A 22916-nucleotide genomic window follows, 5' to 3' on the forward strand; every position below is an offset into this window, starting at 1 on the left:
CGATGAATCCCCGGAGCGTGATGCTGAATAAAAACAGACTGCCTATCGCTGGCTGTAGGCAATCAGATTGTTGCGCAGGATGTCGAGAAAATGCGTCAGACGCAACTTTCGGTTGATGAGCGTATGGCGGCACTGCTCCGGGTTGTTGATACGGACGTTGAAAGTTCCGGAAAGCACATCGACAAGTGTCGCCAGATCGATCCGTGTGCCGTCGATGCGGCGTATGGCTCCGGAGAGTTGCAGGGCCGTAGCAAGCTCCATGATATCCGTAGGTGTGAATTGCTCGGAGAGGAACAGCGGCGACTTGGGGACTTCGACCGACACCGGGGCGGCGATGGACGGATAACGAACCCGGGTAAAGACTAAACGGATCTCGAAATTCGTCAATAGAAGCGCCGATTTGAGCAACAACACTTGCGGAGATTCCTTTTCGACAATTCGCTCCTGCAACCGCATCAGGCAGGATTGGAGGCGGGCAAGTTCGTGCAGCAGGTCGAGGGACGATTTACAGGATTGAACAGTAAGACCGTGCAGCAGGTCGATGTAATCTTCATAGGCAGCGTCGAGAGTCTTCTGCTCAGGGGACAGTAATCGTCGGTTGAGAGATGTTTCGAGCAGGACGATAAATTGGCTTTTGTCCAAGTTTTCCATAATTCGACTTACACAGAATTGGTTGGTTTGCTTTGCAAAAATAGGAATTTTCAGGATACCCAATTACATGTCCGGATATCCGCCCGGATATAAAAAATCGAAAAAAATCATTCATCTTCCTTATTCAAGGAATAAAGCAGTGCATCGGTAAATTTTGTGCGATCTTTCTTGCGTTCCAGAACACGGCGTTTGACATCAGTCGGATCGCCGAGTTTAACATGCAATGTATTCTCGAAGACCCGAACAACCAAATTGAATGGAGCTGTCGAACCATCTGCCAGCACGAAAGGAGGTGGAGTCATCCGATCGAGTCCGCAAAGGATTTCCGAAACGCTGATCGCAGGATAGTGTTTGGACCAATGGAGCGGTGAAGTAAATGCAGGTTCAGATATGAAAGATCGCGGGTGTTCAATACGATGATATAACAACTCTTTTTCCAAGCAGATAAATTCGAGAGTCATGTCGACAACCCGGTGTATATATGGCGGAAGCGAAACGGACGGTTCATGAATTCGAGAAAGCAGAAATCGAAACTGGATTTGCGTATAATTTAACGTATGTAATGCCGACAGACAATCTGTGTCATCGCAAAGTGCTGTAATGAGGCGGGCAAATTTCAAAAAGTAAGTTTGCAGCCTTTTTTCAGAAACAACTTTTCGATTCAATGATTTTAAGATGGCTCTGAACAAAGATGTATGCAACAATTTGTCCATCTATATTTGTCGTTTATTACAATGAATTAAATTGCATATATTGTATCTGTAGGATAATTTTCTTATCTTTGCCAAACGGCGAATAGCTGTCGAATCCTGTCATCGACACCTGAAAATGCTACAAAGACAAGATGGACGGGATGATAGGGGAAATCGTGCAAAAAACAGCACGGGCTTCTCCTATCTGTTCATCGGGTTGTAGCATTCCTCAGGTGTCAATAGGTTAAGTCCGTGCTTTTATTTTATGCTATTTCATTTATGGTTTAACCGAGAAGTTTGATTTTGCCACAATAAATTTATAATTTATGCGTTTCATAAAGAAAATACCGGTTACGATTCATTAAAAGTGAATTTTTCAATACAAAAAGACTTACAGATGCTCACATTCTGAATCGGTCAACATTTACATCCGGATATTTTCTTATTGCCGTTCGAATATTCTTCGAACGGCTTTTTTATCCGAAAGTTAAAAACACCCGCACACCTCAAAAGATGTGCGGGTCAAAATCGGGTCGCTTACAGATGCTCAACCGATTCTAAACAAGCCAACAAATACACCTCTGAAGAGTTATTCGGCCGTAGCCTCGTCGTAGGTGATGGTGTAACCGCTGCTGACGAACGTCCAGTCCTGCGGGCGGTTACCATTCTCGCAAGTAACGGTTTCCTCCCAAGCTCCATCGGCAATGGAATTGAACAGCGACAGCGGATCGGAATCGGTTCTCGTACGCAGGTTGAAGTGCATGATTCCACCGTAACCGGCCTCGGTCAAATCATAGGCTCTATCCCCATAATAAGATACATTGCTACCGATGGAACCCAGATTGATCGACAACGGTGCATAGCGCTCCTTGGTTACGCCGGAAGTGCTGATATACGTGTTGTAACCGAAGTTGGAATAGACATGGTCGAGCTTGGCTCCGGCTGTCGCGTTGATCTGATTGTAGCCGATATTGTACTGGAAGAGGGTAATCAACTTGCCGGCGGGCAGCTTGGCGCGCAGTTTGGTGATCAGGTTGCCATACGAACCGGAAACGGAGGTCACCGTGCCGCCGTACTCGTTGTCGAATCCGATACCGTCGAGTCCGTACTTATTTACGGCATAGGCGAGAATCGTTGCAAGCTGATCGGCCTGCGTGTCATTGAGACTCGTGAAGTCGATATTCTGCCAGTTAGGCAGGATGGTGAGCACGACTTTGATGCCCTTAGCCTGCAGACCGGCTACATAGGTGGCAGCACCGCCGTTTTCGAGCAGGTTGGTCATCTTGTCGTTCAGATAGAGGGTCGGACGCACTACTCCGTTGACCGTCTCCTTGTTGAGATTGGCGGCGAAGAACTCCACGATATCGGCATAGGCCGAACCGTCGGAGAGCAGGTAGTCGCCGGCATTAAGCGGGTTCACGTCGTTGGTCTCGACATAAATGGTGACCTTCGGAGTTTTGTCCCCGTAAGCACGTGTTTTGACGACAGGTTCCTGGGCCTTGTCCATCGTCGGTTCTTCTGCCTGCTGGCAGGAGATCATCATCGCTGCACTGGCTGCCAGTGTTGCGAATAATTTGAAGTTTTGTTTCATTTTGATTTGAATTTTAATTGTTTTTGCTCCGGTTAAAGAGCTGTGAGAGGATAAAATGGAAGAACATAGGTGTATTTTGTCGACCGTTTTTATCAATTCCAATCTTTCAGCCATTTGCCGTAATTCTGAATACCCTCGGATAATGTCCAGAGTCTGTTCATATCCAACAGATAGGTGTATCCTTTTTTGCTTCCGAGCAAATAGCTGTTTTCTGGATCCATAAAAGTGCAACACGCTGCAAACGTATTGTCCCAAAAAGCTTCGTAACTGTCCTGGAGATTGCTGTGCAAATCGTCGAAGACGATGATGTTGTTAGGCTTATAATTAGGAGTCCAATCTAAAAGGAATCTAGGCTCCCGCATCATGGCCTCTTCTTCCGTTTGGGCAGCAGGATAGATGGGAAAGTTGATGCAGCCGTACCGATCCTTGGGCAGATTGGCAATCGGCTTTTGCGTATAGGTGGATACATACTCCAGTTCGGGATGCCACGGGTCGAGCAGCTGCGGGGCCTCGCTGTTGCTGTTGTAACCCGACCATGCGTAGTCAATGTAATCGCCGACGGCGATTCCGCCCGTCGCTTCCGTATCCCAGAAAGTAGCGGTCGGCTCCTCGTAAACCGTGACCGTCAGTAATTTTTCCGTGCCAAGTGCCTCGCGCAATGCCTTGATGAGCTTCGGATAGGAGGTCGTGTTCACGGCCGGCATACCCTCCTTGCCGTAGCCGGAATTTCGATCCCAGAGGTTTACACCGTCGAGTTCGTATTGTTCGATAACGGTCTTGACCTGCGCTGCGAAGTCTTCGATTTGAGCATCGGTGAGGTTGCAGAACCCGAGCCCCTTGCCTCCGCCTTCGATACTGATACATACCTTGCGTCCGTGTTCCTGCAACGGACGGATATATTTCGTCGATTGGCTGAGCACATAAGTCATGTCGGTTCCGAGATCAAGCAGGGCGCGGCCGGCTGCAGCATCGTAGCCGACCTGGACAGTGCGCAGGTTGACGATGTTGCCTACGGTACCGTACCACGCCACGGTCGTGCCGCGTGCCACTTTCTTCCGCATGATGTAGTCCTGCGCCAACAGCGGCTGAAAATCGTTCGTATTGACATAGAACACGAAGAACAGGTCGTGGCCGTCGTGCAGGGTGTATTCGTCGGTGTAGGGTTGGCGAACCGAAACGTTGTAGTAAAGCGTCTTGTCCGCGTCCGGTGCGTCCTGTGCAGCGACCGTAAGCGGTAGTACATATTCCCCGGCGGCAAGTCCGCTTGCCGAGAACTTGATACGTTTCAATTCCGAACGCTGCGTTGCGGCCGAGAGGTCGAGCGTCTTGCCGTCGGGGAACTCGTAATTCGCCTCCGGCAGCAGCGTTCGTTCGATTTCATCTCCGGCATCGTAGTCATTGAGCAAAGATGCATCGCACCATGCGTCGAGCGAATATCCCGCTGCCGCCGGCTGTGTCTGCCTCAAGTAGAAGTTCTTCGTCATAACCCCTCCTTCGGTCAGCAGCACATCGACCCTATTTTCCACGGAATTGCTGCTGCACAACATCACATGAACCTCTTCGATGGAACCTTTGTCGGGCAACTTCCCGCTTTCCTGCATCACGGGATCGGCCTCGCAGGCCGTAAGGCCCGCGAGTGCCGCCGTGCAGAGAAGCGTTACCACCCCTGTTTGCAAATCAAAAATCGTCTTCATAGTTACTCGTTGTTTTCGTTAAGTTTCGGAATCTCGATGCCCTGCGGCCAGATGATGTCGTATTTGGCGACGCCGTCGTTGCCGTACATCGAATAGTCCTTTACGGTATTGCCAGACCCCTCGTTGAATTTCCAGTATCCGAGTAGCGTCGAATCGTTCTCCGGGTTTTCGATTTCATACATATTTTCCCAAATCTGTTCCAGCGTGCGGGCCACAGACCATACACGCGCCTCGGCGATCTTGCCGTTCAGAGGCCGATAGTCGTCGTAGGAGCGGCCGATGAAGAACTGATAGGCCTCGCTCAGGCCATCGTACCCCAGTTCTTCGTACTGGGCCTTGTCGCCCTCGGGAGCGGTGTTCCACAGGTCGTAGAGCGCCCGCATGGCCAAGTTGATGCAGTTCTTATCGTTCTGCGTCGTGATGCCCACGCCCGTGACTTCGCTCTGAATCTGCCCGTCGACGTAGATGCGGGCCGTGCGGGTATTCTGGTCGTAGGTGCAGGCCACATGGTACCAGCGCCCCGTTTCGAGATGCTTCATCGCGTCGCGTCCGGGAATCTTGCCGAAGCCCGAGCCACTGCCCGAACCGTCGAACTGCAACTGTTCGCGCTCGAAATTCGTGTCGCCGATACGCAGCAGCAGGTACTGCTCGACGCCCATGACGGACGAGATGTTGACGGGATTGCCTTCAGTATTGGTTTTCACGAATTCGTCGATGTAAATCAGGGCCTCGTAGGTCACAGCCCGCAGGCCGTTCCAATCCTTGCTGCTTTCGGAATACTTATCGAGGGTCGGGAACTCGATCCAGTTGTCCGTAAGTTGTGCCGCGACGGTGATGGCCGAGGAGCGTTTGACGACGTAGTAAGCCACGTCGGAGCCGTGCAACACATCGATCGATGCGCTACCGATGCGTACTGGAACCAGATAGGTTTCGTCGATTGGCAAAGCTCCGGTCTGCTCATCTCCTTCTCCGGTGAGTTCACGGAGGCGCAGCGTGACAGCATCGGAGGTCGTCTTCCCTGCCGGAATGGTCACAGTTTCGGACAGCAAAGAATAATATTTTGAATCGAGCATCGTCCACTCCGTACCGTAACGGGCATTGTACGTCCCGACGAGCGACGGGTCGACCGTGAGCGTCACCGCCACATCCTGTCCTGCCGGATATGTCAGTACCGCCTGCAACGCGCAATCGTAGGTAGCCCGGGTGTTGCTGAAGGTCGTGAGCTGTGCGTCGCTCGTCGAAGCGACGTCGAGGTATACGACATTGTCGAACTTGTGATTGTCATCGCCGTAGTTCTCGCAGGCCGTGAAAGCCACAAGCGAAACGAGAACCGCCATTAGTATCTTTTTCATGTTCATGACTGTCTTTATTTAGAGGGGTTCAACGTTTGTATCGCCTGCCGGATGGTTTGGTAGTTCATCTCGGAATGGTAGTAATCTTCGGCAATATTGTAAGCCGCAAGCCCCGCATAAGGCCCGAGTTCGACGACGCGGCGCGACATTTCGTCGACGGCGGCGTGCTCGGTGCGGTCTTCATCGAACAGCGCCGCATTGATTTCGGCGGTCAGCAGCAGCCGATTGGCCTCGATGCCGGCATAGTTAACAGCGTGCAGGGCATGGAGTCTCACATCCAAAACATTTTCGAGTTTCTCCGTATCGAGGATGACGTAATCCATCTTTGCACGGTCGGTGGCAGCGAGCGACAGGGGATTACCCTCGAAAACGAGGAGCTGACCGTCAGTTCTGGCCGTGGCAAGCCTATCAATAATGCGAGCCGTGGCATCCGCAGCCAACGGGTCGGTCGTGAACGAGTAGCCGTCCATGCCATTGGCAGCGACGGCAACGACGACCTTATCCAAGTAGGCGTCGAGCGCCGCCGCATCGGCGAATTCCTCCGCACGAGCGGCATAGTCGATCTGATAGAGCACCTTCGTGCCTTTCTCGTGCATGACGGACATGTCCTCGGCGTCGAATTTCGAGAAGTTGTCGGCGTTGGTCAGCGTCACGATGTCCAGCGAATCCGGAAGGCAGCGCATGAAGTCCTGCTCTCCGGTCGCTTTCTCGGGAGAATTGTGCATGCGGGCATAGACGATGAAATGCTCCGACTGCTTGTAGGCCCTCAATGTCGCGGTGTACTCGGCCCATAGGGCAGGATCTTGCTCCCAAGGCTTTTTGACCGTACTGTCGAGTGCCTCCGTTTCCGTCCAGTCGCTGCACGAGACGAGCGACAGCATCGAAAACAGCGCCAGCAGCGTGAATATAAAGTTCTGTTTCATAGCTGTTAGTTGTTATAAGATTTGCAATCCCACCATACACGGGTTCCCATGACGTCGCCCGTGCGGTTGCCGTTCTGCTGCTCGCCATCGAGCGTCTGGATGGCCAACTGAAGGTTGGCGTTGTTCTGCTGGTACTCCTCGACGGGGTAAGGCAGGCGTCGTGCACCCTGCGCTACGTCCACCGTGCCGCCCGACTTGTCGGTGGGCACGGGCAGCAGTTTCGGATAGCCCGTGCGGCGGTGCTCCGACCACGCCTCGACGCCCAGCGGGAAGATGGCGATCCATTTCTGCACGATGATGCGTTCAAGGTTGCGTTCGAAGTTCTCGGCTCCGTCGACCCACGGAATCCCGATGTCGCTCTGGGCCATCGCGCTGTAGTTGCCGACAGGATCGGTGTAGGGCGCGGGCTTGACGTCAGTCTGGGCCAGATAGGCGTCGGCGCCGCTGGCACCGCGCTCCTCGAACGAAAGCCTTACGGCTGCTTCGTAGAGTGACCGTGCCGTTTCTTCCGAGCCCCAGCGCAATTCATATTCCGCACGCAGGAACGTTGCCTCGGCGGCATTGAACCATAGGTAGGGCGTATCGCTCGCAACGATCATATTCGAATACTTCGACACGGCCTGCGACTTGCTCGTCACATCGATGCCGATACGGATACCCACATAGTCGCCGACATCATTCGCAAGGAACATCTTCTCCATACGCGGGTCTTTGTAGCCGTTCATGTAGCAGAGGATGTCGGCTCCGACACGGTGGTCTCCCCAGTCGTTGTAGATGAGCGTCGTGCGGTTCTCCGCGGCGTGCATCGCCGCATTGTCGGCATTAGCCTCGATAACACCCCCGGCAATAGCCGCGGCGGCCTTCGCACGGGCGACGTCGGACTTCACATACGACAAACGCATGGCCATGCGCAACTTGAGCGAATTGGCATATTTGAGCCACTGCGCGATATTGCCGTAATAGACGCCGTCGTAGCGGCTCCATGCTTCGGCTGGGAGCGTCGTGTTGCGGCCCAGTATCTCGATAGCCTCGTCCAGCTCCTCGAACATCTTCGTATAGACCGCCTCCTGCGAATCGTACTCCACATAGACCGACTCGTTGCTCTCCAGCTTCGAATAGGGAATCGGACCGTAGGAGTCCGTCACACGGTGCATGATGGCCACTCGCAACAGGCGGGCGAAAGCGATGGCCACTTCGTCTTCCGTGCCGTTGACGATGCCCTTATAGGGGGTATAGGTCTCGGTGATGACGTTGGCGAAAGGCCATTTGCGCCAGTCGGCCGAGGGATTATAGGTCTCGAACTTGGTCTGCCATGTATCGACCGTAGCACCGATGTAACCGCCGAACGGCCCGCCCGAAAGCGATTCGTTGAACTGGTACATGTGCTCCTGCACGGGAATCACAAGACTCTGCAGCGACTTGAATTTCGTGCCGGTCTTGTAATTGAGGGCATCCATCTGTTCTTCCGTAACCTGATTGGGATTGCGGTTGATGTCCTCGAAATCACCGGTGCAGGCAGCCAATCCGAGCAGCGCGACCGACAGCAACACCGACTGCCAGCTCATATTGATCTTTCTCATAGTTTCTGCGCTTTAGAATTGGAATTTGACATTGAAACCGAGACTGCGCATCGAAGGCATCATGAAATAGTCGATGCCCTGATAGTTCAGTCCCGTCGAGGCGACGGCTTCGGGGTCGAACGGCGCCTTGCAGTAGATCATCCACAGGTTACGCCCTACGAACGAGACGGTCATGCGCATCTTGTCGCGGAACCATTTTGTCGGCAGGGTGTAACCCAGCGAAAGCTCTTGCAAACGGACGTTCGTCGCCGAATAGAGATAATATTGCGGCAGACCGGACTGCGAGCCGATGGCTTGGTACCACTTCTGCGCATCAACCATCTCACGGCCGTTAATCAGCACGCCGCCGGCATCACGTGCAGCGGCCGAAGCCTCCGAAACGCCGTACAGATCCAAATTGGCCTGCGTCGCGGAGTAGCAGACACCGCCCAGACGGGCTGTGAACAGCACGCCGAGATTGATGCCCTTCCAACTGAAATCGTTACGCCATGCGAGATTGGCATCCGGGAACACCGAACCTAAATAGATATCCTCACCCTCATCGGTAACCTGTAAGTTACCGGCATTGTCCACTTCGACATAGCCGTTTTCATTATACCGCAGATTGGACGTCGTATAAAGGTCTCCCAACGTACCGCCTTCTTTAAGAATATATTTCGCCTTGCCTAATCCCTTGATGTCGAGCTTGGTGAGATTCAGAGATTCGCCCGTCACGGGGTTTACGGCATTAGCCGCAAGTTCGCGGATTTCGTTCTTGTTCCACGAATAAGTGAAGTTCGTCGTCCAGCGAAAGTCACGCCATTGGTTATCGTACCCGAGCGAGAGTTCGACACCCGTATTGCGGACATGGCCGGTTTGCAGGTAGATGGTCGTATAGGACGACGAGGGCGGCAGCGACGGGTCGAAGGTCTGATTTTTCGTATCGGCCCGGTACCACGAAGCCGAAAGATTGATGTGTTGCCACAGACGGGCATCCAGACCCACCTCGTAGGTGATGGTGCGCTCGGGTTTCAGGTCGCCGATGGGATAGTGCGTCTTGTCTTTCCACACCTTGTTCGTGGCGTCGTATTCGTAGGTCGGAACCGTCAGGTGACGCGGGAAAGGCATACCTACCGAGGCGATCGAACCGCGGATCTTCAGATAGCTGAACGTCTTGCCCAGATCCCATGTCGAAGAAGGCACCCAAGACAGGCCTACTGACGGATAGAAGAACGACGACTCGGGCGAATTGGCCAGTTGCGAAGCCCAGTCGTTACGCCCCGTCACCGTGAGGTAAAGCATCTGTTTCCAACCTACTTCGACCGAGGCGAAAATCGACTGCGTCTGGTCGTGCCAGCCGACCTTTTCGGCACGTTTTTTCGTGTCATCCAGATCGAAAACATTGAATATGTTGGGAAGTCCGTTCTCCTGAATCGGCCCACGGTATGACAACTCATCGGTCTTGATATTGTTGATCGAGGCGCCGATATTCGCGTTCAGAGACCAATCCTCGCCGAAAGTCTTGTTGATGTTCACCATCAGATCGGCGTAGGTCTGCGTGTCGTAAGCGCGGGCCTCGGTATAATGGCCGTTCTTGCCGCCGTCGGTGATGGTCGTATTCGACGAGGCATAGAGTTTCTGCGTGTAGAGCGAATTCGAATTGTCGAGGCGCACGCGCCCGGCGACATTCAGCCACGGGAGGATGTCGTAGCTGGCCGAAAACGACAGCATATAACGCTTCTTGTCCGTGTTGCGCAGGTTGCGGTAGTTGATCCAGTAGGGATTCTGCATGCGCAAATCACCGCCTTCCATATCCGCACTCCAGAATTGCTCCATGAGTTTCGTCCCTTCGTTGTAACGCTCGAAGCGACGGTAAAGGTCGAAATTCTCACCCCGCGGGAACAGGTAGGCCGGAACCAGCGGGTTCGAATAGACTCCCTGATTGGTCATGTTCTGGTCTTTCTGATAGATGTAGCTGGCGCTCGCATCGAGCTTGAGCCGGTCTTTCAGAAAGTACGAAGTGTTGCGGAACGTGAAATTGTAACGGTCGTACTCGTTGTTGGGGATGATTCCGTCCGAGTTGACCGAAGCTGCCGAAAAATAGGTCTGGTTCTTATCCGTACCGCCCGAAACCGTAACGGCGTTGGTATAGACATGCCCCGTCTCGAAATAGTCGTTCGGCGTATAACCGTAGCGGGCCGCCGGGAGCAGCTTCTCGCCCCAGCTGTAAATCCCCGAGCCGCTGCGGGTGCCGTTCAGGCCCGTGCCGTAGCGATTCTGGAACTCGGGCAGCACGAAAGGATTCAGGAATTCCGTATTGCTCGAAAGCGTAACCTTCAGCGCTCCAGCCTGCCCCTTCTTCGTCGTAATCATCACGGCTCCGTTCGCGGCTTCCGAACCGTAGAGAGCCGCAGCTGCGGCGCCCGTCAGCACCGACATCGACTCAATATCCTCGGGGTTGAGGTCTGCGATGGATTCCGTAGCACCGCGCGAATCGAACTCCGTACCGCCACCACCACCGAAGTTGTACATCGGAATGCCGTCGATAACGTAAAGGGCGTTCGAAGACTGCGAAATGGACTTGTTGCCGCGCAGTACGACCTTCGAGGCACCGCCGACACCTGACGATGAGGCGTTGATCGTGACACCGGCCACTTTACCCGTCAACGAGTTGATGAAGTTGGCATCCTTGACGGTTGTGATGTCTTCGGCCTTGATCTGCTGAACATTGTAGGCTACGGCCTTTTCCGAACGCTTAATACCAAGAGCAGTGACCACGACTTGTTCGATCTCGGCGGACGACTCCTGAAGCGTAAGGTCGAAAGCAGTACGGTTACCCACATCGACCACCAGAGTCTCATAGCCCAAATAGCTGACTTCCAATTGCCGGGAGGCAGCGGGGGGGGGTATCTGAAGCGAGAAAGAGCCATCGGAACCGCTGCTGATGCCGATTGAGGTGCCCCGGATAACAATGGTCGCTCCGACGATCGGGGAGCCATTGATATCGCGGATAGTTCCGGAAATGTCAACAGGGAGCTTTGCCTGTTTTTTTGAGAGAATGATGTTGGAACTACTGATCTGATAGGTGATGTCCGTCCCTTTGACCATTTGGTCGAGGGCTGCTTGCAAGGATTGGTTCGTCACATTTACCGTAACGAGCCTGTTAACATCTACATCATCATTGATTCCGAAAAGAAATTTTGTCTGTCTTTCAATCTCATTCATTACCTGCTTCATACGCACGTTTTCCATCTTGATGGAAACCTTCTGCGTCTGTGCCTGCACCCCAGTAACAGGGATACAGACGAGCGTAAGAACTAAAAGAAAAGACAGGCAGATTTGCTGAATAATCTTTTTATTCATACATTTGTCAAGTTTGGTTCAATGGTTGGGAATTGGTTAATATTCCTGATTGAACTATACGCCGGTGAGTGTTCGCCCACTCATCGGTTTTTCATATCAGGAAGCAAATGTTCAGAGTTGATAGTTCGTGGTTTACATCATAGGCATCTAAAGAATTTGAGATAAGTTAATAATTGGATGGACTATTTAATGATGATTACATCGGTAACAGCATCGTGTTCAAAGGTGAAATCCGAGGCGAGTTGTAGCATATGCAAAGCGTGGTCTATACCGTCCGAAACACGGATTTTCAAACTTTTGTATTTTACGACGGGCATGGTTTCGCGCCGAATCTCTATCTTCACGTTATAACTACGCTCCAACTTGCTCATCAGCTGCTCAAACGGCATTCCGTACACTGAAATAATACCATCCATCCACAGATAATCGTCTTTATCTTCAAGTTCTTGGATTTGAAACCCTCCATCTCGAAGATTGACGATATCGTTGGGCTGCAGAATGACGGATTCTCCGTTTTTTTTATTCGTCACGGCAACCCGGCCGCTAAACAGAGCTGTTGAAAAACGATTCTCCGCTTGGTTGGCGATTACATCGAAATGCGTACCCAATACTTCTACATCACAGGCAAAAGTTTCCACGATGAACGGGCATTCAGAGTTATGGGCGACATTGAATATGGCCTCTCCACTCAACTGGACACGCCGCTCCCCTTTTGGGAAAATCGCAGGATAAACGATGCGGCTCTGCGCATTAAGTTCCACGATGGAGCCATCCCCCAACGTTAGGCGAATATGCTGCCCTGCCGGAACCTCGACAGTCGTTTGCTGTTGTAACCACCGGTTCATGCGTTGACTCAAAAGCACATGGTCGACAGCAATTCCGAGCAGTAAAATGGCGGCAGCAACTCCGGCATAACGCAGCACTTTCGGCCATCCGAAACGTAGGAAAGAGCGTGAATTATTTATACCCGCCTCCGGATTAGGTGCACACATTATGCCCAATACATACAAATTATATGCTTTATCGAGAACTTTCTGATTCTTTTCCGGATCTTCGTTCAGCCAAGCCGAAATCATATCGGTTTCTTCCAAAGTCGTTTGCTCTGCGAAGAAACGGAATAACATTGCATCTGTAACCTTTTTTTCCATTCTGTCATAATATCGCATCTATTATAGTTCCACAACTCAATAAGATTCCCTCCTCTAAAATGCGTTTTTTTGCAAATAATTTTTTTTATTAAATTAACCTGTTGCAGGTCAATTATATGGGTAAATATTTTTTTTGCATTATAATCTTTTTAATTTTTTCTTATCTTTGTTCTTGGAATGAAACCGGATACTATCATACTGACCCAGCAGTCGTTCGACAAGTTATTTCGCCTATACCAGCGAAAACTATATGCTGTGGCATATAGCCTTGTACATGATGCAAATACGGCAGAAGATATTGTCCATGACAGTTTCATGACAATTTGGGAGAACCGGGAAACTGTACAGTTTACGAGCATAGAGGCCTATCTTTTCGGTGTCGTAAAAAAACGCTGTCTGAAATATCGTCGGGATAGATATACGGGGAAAGCCGTGTATGAGAAAATCCTGATGAAGGAGCGCGGAGTGATGGATTTTTATACCCGCACGATCGAAAGTTGCAATCCGAACGAATTATTCCAGCGGGAAATCATCGAGATATGCCGCAAACAACTGGAACAAATGCCGGAATTGACCAAACAGGTATTCATAGCTCATAAACTGGAGGGAAAAAGTTACAAAGAGATTGCTGACATGCTATGCATCAACCTCAAAAAAGTAGATAGGGAATTACAACAGGCGGCAATGAAATTACGCTTGTCTTTGAAGGATTATTTGCTCTTATTGCTATTGATAGTATATTCTGAAATATAATCGGCTGATCTGTTCTTGGGTCAAATTTTTCTCGTTTCTAATTTTAAGAAAAAATCAAAAAAAGAGCTTTAGGAGAGGGAATCTTATTGAGTTGTGGAACTATATATTAGATGGCATTGTTTTGTCGGATCTAATATATAGTATACAAAATGAATCAACTTACTCAAAACTCCCGACAATCGCTTTCTCCTCTCCGTTGGGTTCCGAGTTTGTACTTTGCGATGGGCCTTCCGTTTGTGGTTCTGAACATGGTCTCTGCGGTTCTGTTCAAGGATCTGGGGATCTCGGACGCACAAATCGCGTTCTGGACATCGCTTATCATGTGGCCGTGGACGATCAAATTCCTGTGGAGCCCCTTCTTGGAAATTTTCCGTACCAAAAAATTCTTCGTCGTCACGACGCAGCTCCTAAGCGGCATATTGTTCGGCCTTGCTGCTCTGTCGCTTCACCTACCGTCGTTCTTCGCCGTTACGATCGCCGTCTTTGCCGTCGTTGCGTTCAGCGGCGCCACGCACGACATCGCGGCCGACGGCGTCTACATGTCGGAACTCACGACGCAGGATCAGGCGAAGTATATCGGCTGGCAGGGTGCGTTCTACAACCTTGCGAAACTGGTCGCCACGGGCGGCCTGGTGTGGTTCGCAGGTTTTCTCTACGAAGGCTTCAGCGCCGTGGGTGCAGCAACATTCGACGCCTACGTACGTTCGTGGACGGTGGTGCTTGCCATTCTTTGCGGCCTGCTCGTCCTGCTGGGCGTCTACCATGTCCGGGCGCTTCCCGCCGGGGGCGGCGCTGCCGAACGGCATTCGCTGCGGGATGGCCTTTCGGGCCTGAAAGAGGTCGTCGGGGCCTTCTTCCAGAAAAAGCATATCTGGTACTACCTCGGATTCATCATCCTCTATCGTCTGGGCGAGGGCTTCGTGATGAAGATCGTGCCGTTGTTCCTCAAAGCCGATACGGCTTCGGGCGGTCTGGGCCTCACGAACCAGCAGATCGGCCTTTACTACGGGACATTCGGTGCCGGGGCTTTTCTTTTGGGTTCGCTGCTGGCGGGCTACTATATCGCACACCGGGGCCTGCGACGCACTCTTTTCATATTATGCTGTATCTTTAATATCCCGTTCGCGGTCTATGCGCTGCTGGCATGGCTGCAGCCTCAGTCGATGTGGATCGTGGGCGGGGGCATCGTGCTGGAATACTTCGGCTACGGGTTCGGATTCGTGGGCCTTACGCTGTTTATGATGCAGCAGGTTGCCCCGGGGCGTCACCAGATGGCGCACTACGCCTTCGCTTCGGGTATCATGAACCTTTCGGTGATGCTCACGGGCGCCGTTTCGGGTTACCTGAGCGATGCCTTGGGTTACGGCATGTTCTTCCTCGCAGTTATGTTGGCCACGGTTCCGGCATTTCTGGTGACGTGGTTCGTACCCTTTACCTATGACGACAAACCAAATGACAAATAATTATGAATAACCTGAAAATCGTAGGCCCGGCCATGCCGGATATGCCGTGGGAGGATCGTCCCGCAGGCTCCAAAGAAGTGATGTGGCGCTATTCGGCCAATCCGATCATCCCGCGCGACGCGCTTTCGACGTCGAACAGCATTTTCAACTCGGCGGTCATTCCCTTCAAGAAAGGCAAGTATAACTATGCGGGCGTTTTCCGCTGCGACGACACCAACCGCCGCATGCGCATCCACGCCGCTTTCTCGGTGGACGGCATCAAGTGGGATATCTGCGAGGAGGATTTCAAACTCGTGGGCGCCGATCCCGAAATCGCCGAGTGGGTTTACGGCTACGACCCGCGTGTTGCGAAGATCGACGACAAATATTACGTCACGTGGTGCAACGGCTACCACGGCCCGACGATCGGCATCGCATGGACGGACGATTTTGAGACGTTCCACCAGCTGGAAAACGCCTTCATCCCCTTCAACCGCAACGGCGTGCTGTTCCCCCGCAAGATCAACGGCCGTTTCGCCATGCTGTCGCGTCCGAGCGACAACGGGCATACGGCTTTCGGCGACATCTTCTATTCGGAGAGTCCCGACATGGAGTTCTGGGGCCGCCACCGGCATGTGATGTCTCCGGCGGCTTTCGAGGTGTCGGCATGGCAGTGCATGAAGATCGGTGCGGGTCCCGTGCCCATCGAGACGAGCGAGGGCTGGCTGCTGCTCTACCACGGCGTGCTGCGCTCGTGCAACGGTTATGTCTATGCGTTCGGTTCGGCGCTGCTCGACCTCGACCAGCCGTGGAAGACGATCGCCCGCAGCGGCCCGTACCTGATATCGCCGCGCGAGATTTACGAGCTGACGGGCGACGTTCCGAACGTCACATTCCCCTGCGCGTCGCTCCATGACCCCGAAACGGGCCGGATCGCCGTCTATTACGGATGCGCCGACACCGTCACGGGCCTTGCGTTCGGCTATATCCCTGAAATTATCGACTTCACGAAGAAAAACAACATCCTATGAGAAGCCTTGCGCTGCTTGCGGTTCTGACGCTGTGTCTGGGAGCACGGGCACAAGAGCCTGCGGAGTGTGTGGATCCGTTCATCGGGACTACGAACTTCGGGACCGCGAACCCCGGTGCGGTCACGCCGCACGGGATGATGTCGGTGGTTCCGTTCAACGTCATGGGGTCGGAGGAGAACGTCTACGACAAGGACGCCCGCTGGTGGTCCACGCCCTACGAATACCACAACAAATTCTTCACGGGCTTCGCGCACGGCGCCTTGAGCGGCGTGGGGTGCCCCGAGCTGGGCGCGCTGCTGACGATGGCCACGACGGGCCCTCTGACGGTGGATTACCGGGAGTACGGCACGTCGTACAGGGACGAAAAGGCCTCCCCGGGCTATTACTCGGTCTTTCTGGACAAGTACGGCGTCCTTGCCGAGGTCACGGCCACGGCGCGTACCTCGGTGGAACGCTACACGTTCCCCGGAGGAGAAGGGCATATCCTGTTGAATCTGGGCGAGGGGCTTACGAACGAGAGCGGCGCGATGGTTCGCCGGGTGAGCGCCACGGAGATAGAGGGCACGAAGCTGCTGGGGACGTTCTGCTACAATGCGCAGAAGGTATTCCCGGTCTATTTTGTTTTGCGGGTATCGAAAACTCCTTCGGCTTCGGGCTACTGGAAGAAACAGCGTGCAATGACGGGTGTGGAGGCCGAGTGGACCCCGGACAACGGGAGGTATAAACTCTACATGGAGTACGGGCGCGAGCTTTCGGGCGACGACGTGGGCTACTGGTTCTCCTTCGACGGCCTTGCGGCGGGCGAGCAGGTGGAGGTGCGCATGGGCATCTCGTATGTCTCTACGGAGAACGCGCGTAAAAACCTCGATGCCGAGCAGGCTGCGGACGCGACGTTCGACGCCATCCGGGAACAGGCCCGCAAGGGCTGGAACGAGGCTCTGGGCAGAATCCGGGTCGAGGGCGGGACCGAAGAGCAGCAGAGGGTGTTCTACACGGCGTTGTACCATGCGCTGCTGCACCCGAACCTCGTGAGCGACGTGAACGGCGAATACCCGCTGATGGAACGTTCGGGCGAGACGGGCGTCACGGATGGCGAACGCTATACGGTCTTCTCGCTGTGGGACACCTGCCGGAACCTGCACCAGCTGCTGACGCTGGTCTACCCGGATCGTCAGCGGGAGATGCTGCGCTCGATGACGGGGATGTACGAGGAGTGGGGTTGGCTTCCGAAATGGGAGCTTTACGGCCGCGAGACCTTCACGATGGAGGGGGACCCTGCGATCCCGGTGATCGTCGACAGCTGGATGAAGGGCCTTCGGGATTTCGATGTCGCCAAGGCCTACGAGGCGATGCGCAAGTCGGCCACGACGCCCGGTGCGCAGAACCGCATGCGGCCCGACCTCGACCCCTATATCGAGAAAGGCTATATCCCGCTGGGATTCTATGCCAAGGACCTTGCGGGCGACACCTCCGTCTCGCACGCGCTGGAGTACTACATGGCCGATGCGGCCCTGTCGCTGCTGGCCGACTCGCTCGGACACGGGGACGACGCGCGTCTGTTCCGCGCCCGCTCGCTGGGCTACAAACGCTATTACAGCCCGGAAAGCGGTACTTTGCGTCCGCTCCATCCCGACGGATCGTTTTTAAGCCCCTTCGACCCGAAGGCGGGCGAGAACTTCACGGCGGCCCCGGGCTTTCACGAGGGGAGTGCTTGGAACTATACGTTCTACGTTCCGCACGACGTGGAGGGGCTTGCGAAGCTGATGGGCGGACGACGCAAATTCATCGACAAACTGCAAATGGTCTTCGACGAGGGATTGTACGACCCTGCGAACGAACCCGACATCGCCTATGCGTATCTGTTCAGCCGCTTCCGGGGCGAGGAGTGGCGCACGCAGCGGGAAACCCGGCGGCTGTTGGAGCGATACTTTACCACCGCCCCCGACGGCATCCCGGGCAACGACGACACGGGGACGATGTCGGCGTGGGCTGTTTTCACGATGCTGGGCCTCTACCCCGACTGCCCGGGCGAACCATACTACACGCTGACGTCCCCGACGTTCGACCGTGTGGAGATCGACACGGAGCGGGGAACGCTGGTGATCGAAAAACGCGGCGAAGGGTATATCGACCGGATGACGCTTGGCGATAAACCGTTGAAAAATTATCGTATCCTGCACGATGAATTGCTCAAGGGCGGAAAACTTACTTTTGAACTTCAAACTGGAAAATAGATGAAACTTACGGGATTCTTATTCGCCGCGGCCCTGCTGGGCGCGTGCACGCAGCCTGCCGCGGAGGAGAATTACACGCGCCATGTCGATCCGAAGATCGGCACGGGGGGCCACGGACACGTCTTCGTGGGTGCCAACGTCCCCTTCGGCCTGGTGCAGGTGGGTCCGACGAGCATTCCGCAGACGTGGGACTGGTGCTCGGGCTACCACGCGAGCGATTCGACCGTTATCGGCTTCTCGCACACGCATTTGAGCGGCACGGGCATCGGCGACCTGTTCGACATTACCGTCATGCCCGTCGTGGGTGAAGTGACCTATGCCCGCGGCGAGGAGAATGACCCGGCCTCGGGCCTGTGGTCTTACGCCGACCGTACGCGGGAGATCACGAAACCCGGTTATTACTCGGTTCCGCTTGTGCGCTACGGCATTACGGCCGAGCTGACGGCCACGGAGCGCGTGGGTCTGCACCGCTACACGTTCCCGGCGTCGGACGCCGCAGCCGTGGTCTTCGATCTGGAGAACGGCGGCTGCTGGGACAAGGCCACCGATACGGGCTTCCGCTTCTCGGACGACAGCACGCGCATCGCCGGATGGCGCTGCTCGACGGGGTGGGCCAAAAATCAGGAGGTCTACTTCGTGGCCGAGTTTTCAAAACCCGCGAAGGGGATTTCCTACCTGCAGCCGGGCGAGATAGACGATTCCAAAATGCCCCGGATCGCGGCCCGTTATGCACGTGTGGACTTCGACACGGCGGAGGGCGAACAGGTGCTCGTGAAAGTGGCCCTTTCGCCCGTAAGTATCAAAGGCGCGAAGGCAAACCTTGCGGCGGAACTCCCCGGATGGGATTTCGACGCTACGGCGGCCGCTGCCGACAAGGCGTGGAACGATGAACTGTCGAAGGTGAAGATCGAGACGGAGGATGAAACGTCGAAGCGCATCTTCTATACGGCGCTGTATCATACGATGGTGGCTCCGTCGCTCTTCTGCGATGTGAACGGCGATTACCGCGGAGCCGACGGCAAGGTGCATGAGAATCCGGGGCGCGATACCTATACGACCTTTTCGCTGTGGGACACTTACCGGGCCGCGATGCCGCTGATGACCGTCCTGCACCCGGAGCGGATGCCCGACATCATCCAGACGATGCTGCACATCGCCGACGAGCAGGGACGGCTCCCGGTATGGCACCTGTGGGGTAATGAGACCGACTGCATGGTGGGCAACCCGGGCATCGTAGCGGTGGCGGACGCCATCGTGAAGGGCATCGGGGGCTTCGACCGCGAAAAGGCCTTCGAGACGATCCGTAAGACGGCCATGAACCCCGACCGGGGCAACGGCCTGCGCATGGAGTACGGCTACATCCCGTGCGAGATGTTCAACGAGGCCGTAGCCTATGACATGGAGTACGCTTTGGCTGACGGCGCGGCGGCGCGTGCCGCCGAAGCGCTGGGCAAGGCGGAGGATGCGAAGTATTTCGAGGAACGCAGCCATAGCTACCGCAACTATTTCGACCCGCAGACGGGATTTATGCGGGGCCGGGATTCGAAAAAAGGCTGGAGGACGCCCTTCAATGCGTTCGCCTCGACGCACCGCGCCGACGATTACTGCGAGGGCAACGCCTGGCAGTATACGTGGCTGGCTCCGCATGATGTCGCAGGTCTTGTCGGATGCTTCGGCAGCCGGGCGCGGATGCTCGAAAAACTGGACTCGCTGTTCACGGTAAGTTCGGTCATCGAAGGCGGCGAGACCTCGCCCGACATTTCGGGCCTGATTGGCCAGTACGCCCACGGCAACGAACCGAGCCACCATATTTTGTACCTTTATACGATGCTGGGTCAGCCGTGGGAAACGGCCGACAAGGTTCGCGAGGTGCTCACGACGCTCTACCACGCCGCTCCGGACGGCCTTTCGGGCAACGAGGACGTGGGTCAGATGTCGGCCTGGTACGTCCTCTCGTCGCTGGGCATGTACGAGGCCGAGCCTGCGGGCGGAAGATACTGGTTCGGATCGCCCCTGTTCGACAGGGTCGAAATCACCGTCCCGGGCGGGACCTTCACGATTGTCGCCGAGAACAACTCCGCTGCGAACAAATATATCCAGCGGGTGTGGCTCAATGGCCAACCCTACACAAAGCCTTGGATCGGTCATGCCGACGTGATGAAGGGCGGGGAACTGCGCTTCGAGATGGGGGCCGAAGAGAAGGTGTGGTACTGTCCGGACGAGCCGGAGGCGTACGCCGACCAGCGGCCCGCGGAGGAGCAGCGGCTTTTTAAGTCGGAAGCGGTAGAGGGGGAGATCGCCCGCGTGTGCGGTCTTCTGACCAACGAACGCCTGCGGTGGATGTTCGCCAACTGCTTCCCCAACACGCTCGACACCACGGTGCACTACGGCGAGGACGAGGCGGGCAATCCCGATACCTACGTCTACACGGGCGACATTCCGGCCATGTGGCTCCGCGACTCGGGGGCGCAGGTGTGGCCCTACGTGCAGTTGTGTAAGGAGGACCCGGCGTTGCAGAAGATGATCGCGGGGGTGATCCGGCGGCAATTCAAACTCATCAATATCGATCCTTACGCTAATGCCTTCAACGTCGGCCCTACGGGTGACGGCGAGGATGTCGGCTATCCGGGCAACGATCAAAGTCCCTGGGTTTTCGAGCGCAAATGGGAGATCGATTCCCATTGCTATCCTCTGCGCCTTGCGCACCATTACTGGAAAACCACGGGCGACACGTCGGTCTTCGACGGGGAGTGGATCTCTGCGATGCGCAATATTGTAAAGACTTTGAAAGAACAGCAGATGAAGGAGGGGCCGGGCGATTACATCTTCCTGCGCACGACCGACCGCCAGCTGGATACCCGCTGCCATGTGGGGCGCGGCAACCCCGTGAAACCCGTGGGGCTGATCGTCTCGGCGTTCCGTCCTTCGGACGACGCCACGACCTTCGGGTTCCTCATCCCGTCGAATTTCATGACCGTCACGTCGCTGCGCAAGGCCGCCGAGATCCTGACGGCGGTGAACGGCGAGCGGGAGCTGGCCGCGGAGTGCACGGCGCTGGCCGGAGAGGTGGAAGAGGCATTGCAGAAATACGCGGTGGTCGAGCATCCGGAGTTCGGGAAGATCTACGCCTTCGAGGTGGACGGATTCGGAGGCTGCTTTCTGATGGACGACGCCAATGTGCCGTCGCTGCTGGCAATGCCCTACCTGGGCGACGTGGAGCGCACGGATCCCATCTATGAGAACACCCGGCGGTTCGTCTGGAGCGAAGAGAACCCCTACTTTTGGAGAGGCTCCGCCGGCGAGGGCATCGGCGGCCCCCATATCGGGGTGGAGATGATCTGGCCCATGAGCATCATGATGCGGGCCTTCACGTCGGAGGACGACGCCGAGATCCGCGATTGCATCGTCGCCCTGATGACCACCGATGCCGGGACGGGCTTCATGCATGAATCCTTCTCGCGCCACGATGCTGCGAATTTCACCCGCCCGTGGTTCGCCTGGCAGAACACGCTCTTCGGGGAACTCATATTAAAACTCGTAAACGAAAACAAGGTCGACTTACTTAATTCCATTGACTGACCGGAAAAAACCAAATAACAATGATAAAACCTGTTTCTTTGCTGTTACTTGCCGCCGTTCTGTGCGGCAGCTGCGGAAGCCGCACGGGGCGCACCGCGGCAACCTCCTGCGACGAACCTTCGGCGCGGCCTTCGGAATACGTCTCGACGCTCGTAGGCACGCACTCCGACTTCACGCTCTCGACGGGCAACACCTACCCGGCCGTCGCCCTGCCGTGGGGCATGAACTTCTGGACGCCCCAGACGGGCGAAATGGGCAGCGGATGGGCCTATACCTACGGCGCCCACACCATCCGGGGCCTGAAGCAGACCCACCAGCCCTCGCCGTGGATCAACGACTACGGGCAGTTCTCCATCATGCCCATACGCGGACGCGACAAGGTCGATGAGGAGAGCCGCCAGAGCTGGTTTTCGCACCAGTCGGAGGAGGCACGCCCCTACTATTATTCGGTATACCTCGCCGACCACGACATCAAGGCCGAGATCGCCCCGACCGAGCGGGCTGCGATCATGCGTTTCACGTTCCCCGAATCGGACGAGTCGGGCGTGGTGATCGACGCTTTCGACCGCGGATCGTACATCAGGGTCATGCACGACAAACGGACTGTCGTGGGATACACCACGCGCAACAGCGGAGGTGTGCCCGACAACTTCAAGAACTGGTTTATCGTGCGCTTCGACCGGAAGATCCGGGATTTCCAGATCTATGACGGCACGAAGCCCGTCGAAGGCGAACAGTTAGTCGGCGAACACGCCCTCGTGCGGGTAGGTTTCGAAACCCGGCGCGGCGAGCAGGTAACGGTACGCGCAGCCTCATCGTTCATATCGCAGATGCAGGCCGTGCAGAACCTCGAAGAGCTGGGAAAGGACGATTTCGAAACCGTGAAGGCCAAGGCGCAAGCACA

14 protein-coding genes and 1 pseudogene are annotated in these 22916 nt (G+C 55.1%); 6 read left to right on the top strand and 9 right to left on the bottom strand.

What is annotated here, in order from left to right:
- Window positions 1–42: 42 nt before the first annotated feature.
- The 9 genes from HMPREF9720_RS05800 to HMPREF9720_RS05835 all read right to left on the bottom strand — a co-directional run bounded on the left by HMPREF9720_RS05800 (window position 43) and on the right by HMPREF9720_RS05835 (window position 12973).
- On the bottom strand, window positions 43–651 hold the full coding sequence (locus HMPREF9720_RS05800; RefSeq protein WP_015547175.1) for an RteC domain-containing protein: 609 nt from the start codon (window positions 649–651) through the stop codon (window positions 43–45).
- 107 nt (window positions 652–758) lie between these two features.
- Window positions 759–1364 carry a hypothetical protein gene (locus tag HMPREF9720_RS15390; RefSeq protein ID WP_009597318.1) on the bottom strand — a complete coding sequence of 202 codons (606 nt, stop codon included), beginning with the start codon at window positions 1362–1364 and terminating at the stop codon, window positions 759–761.
- A 568-nt stretch (window positions 1365–1932) separates the two neighbouring features.
- Window positions 1933–2934 (bottom strand): glycosyl hydrolase family 18 protein, encoded by a 1002-nt coding sequence (locus HMPREF9720_RS05805; protein ID WP_009597312.1) that lies wholly within the window; start codon window positions 2932–2934, stop codon window positions 1933–1935.
- A gap of 92 nt (window positions 2935–3026) precedes the next feature.
- The gene (locus HMPREF9720_RS05810) at window positions 3027–4628 is read right to left on the bottom strand and encodes a BT_3987 domain-containing protein (protein ID WP_009597309.1); all 1602 of its coding nucleotides are present in this window, start codon (window positions 4626–4628) and stop codon (window positions 3027–3029) included.
- Window positions 4629–4630: 2 nt separating this feature from the next.
- Entirely contained in the window at window positions 4631–5986 is a 1356-nt protein-coding gene (locus tag HMPREF9720_RS05815; RefSeq protein WP_009597311.1) for a DUF1735 and LamG domain-containing protein, read from the bottom strand.
- An 8-nt stretch (window positions 5987–5994) separates the two neighbouring features.
- Window positions 5995–6903, bottom strand: coding sequence for a glycoside hydrolase family 18 (locus tag HMPREF9720_RS05820; protein ID WP_009597308.1), 909 nt, complete (start codon window positions 6901–6903; stop codon window positions 5995–5997).
- Window positions 6904–6908: 5 nt separating this feature from the next.
- Window positions 6909–8483 (bottom strand): SusD/RagB family nutrient-binding outer membrane lipoprotein, encoded by a 1575-nt coding sequence (locus HMPREF9720_RS05825; RefSeq protein ID WP_009597310.1) that lies wholly within the window; start codon window positions 8481–8483, stop codon window positions 6909–6911.
- Between the two features lie 12 nt (window positions 8484–8495).
- Entirely contained in the window at window positions 8496–11825 is a 3330-nt protein-coding gene (locus tag HMPREF9720_RS05830) for a TonB-dependent receptor (protein WP_009597314.1), read from the bottom strand.
- Between the two features lie 182 nt (window positions 11826–12007).
- On the bottom strand, window positions 12008–12973 hold the full coding sequence (locus HMPREF9720_RS05835) for a FecR family protein (protein ID WP_009597307.1): 966 nt from the start codon (window positions 12971–12973) through the stop codon (window positions 12008–12010).
- Between the two features lie 177 nt (window positions 12974–13150).
- Here HMPREF9720_RS05835 and HMPREF9720_RS05840 point away from each other — a divergent pair, with 177 nt between their 5' ends.
- From HMPREF9720_RS05840 to HMPREF9720_RS05865, 6 genes and pseudogenes are all read left to right on the top strand, one after another.
- A complete protein-coding gene (locus HMPREF9720_RS05840) occupies window positions 13151–13726 on the top strand; it encodes an RNA polymerase sigma-70 factor (protein ID WP_009597316.1) in 576 nt (191 codons plus the stop codon).
- A gap of 221 nt (window positions 13727–13947) precedes the next feature.
- Complete coding sequence (locus HMPREF9720_RS05845) at window positions 13948–15189, top strand: MFS transporter (protein WP_015547178.1); 1242 nt, start codon at window positions 13948–13950, stop codon at window positions 15187–15189.
- Window positions 15190–15191: 2 nt separating this feature from the next.
- Window positions 15192–16199, top strand: coding sequence for a glycoside hydrolase family 130 protein (locus HMPREF9720_RS05850; RefSeq protein ID WP_009597303.1), 1008 nt, complete (start codon window positions 15192–15194; stop codon window positions 16197–16199).
- Complete coding sequence (locus HMPREF9720_RS05855) at window positions 16196–18433, top strand: GH92 family glycosyl hydrolase (protein WP_009597321.1); 2238 nt, start codon at window positions 16196–16198, stop codon at window positions 18431–18433. Before HMPREF9720_RS05850 ends, HMPREF9720_RS05855 begins: the two co-directional genes overlap by 4 nt.
- Window positions 18434–22012, top strand: coding sequence for a GH92 family glycosyl hydrolase (locus tag HMPREF9720_RS05860; RefSeq protein WP_009597320.1), 3579 nt, complete (start codon window positions 18434–18436; stop codon window positions 22010–22012).
- A 20-nt stretch (window positions 22013–22032) separates the two neighbouring features.
- Window positions 22033–22916: pseudogene (locus HMPREF9720_RS05865) on the top strand (GH92 family glycosyl hydrolase); the annotation flags it as partial.

This window comes from Alistipes sp. HGB5, assembly GCF_000183485.2.
Lineage (GTDB): Bacteria > Bacteroidota > Bacteroidia > Bacteroidales > Rikenellaceae > Alistipes > Alistipes finegoldii.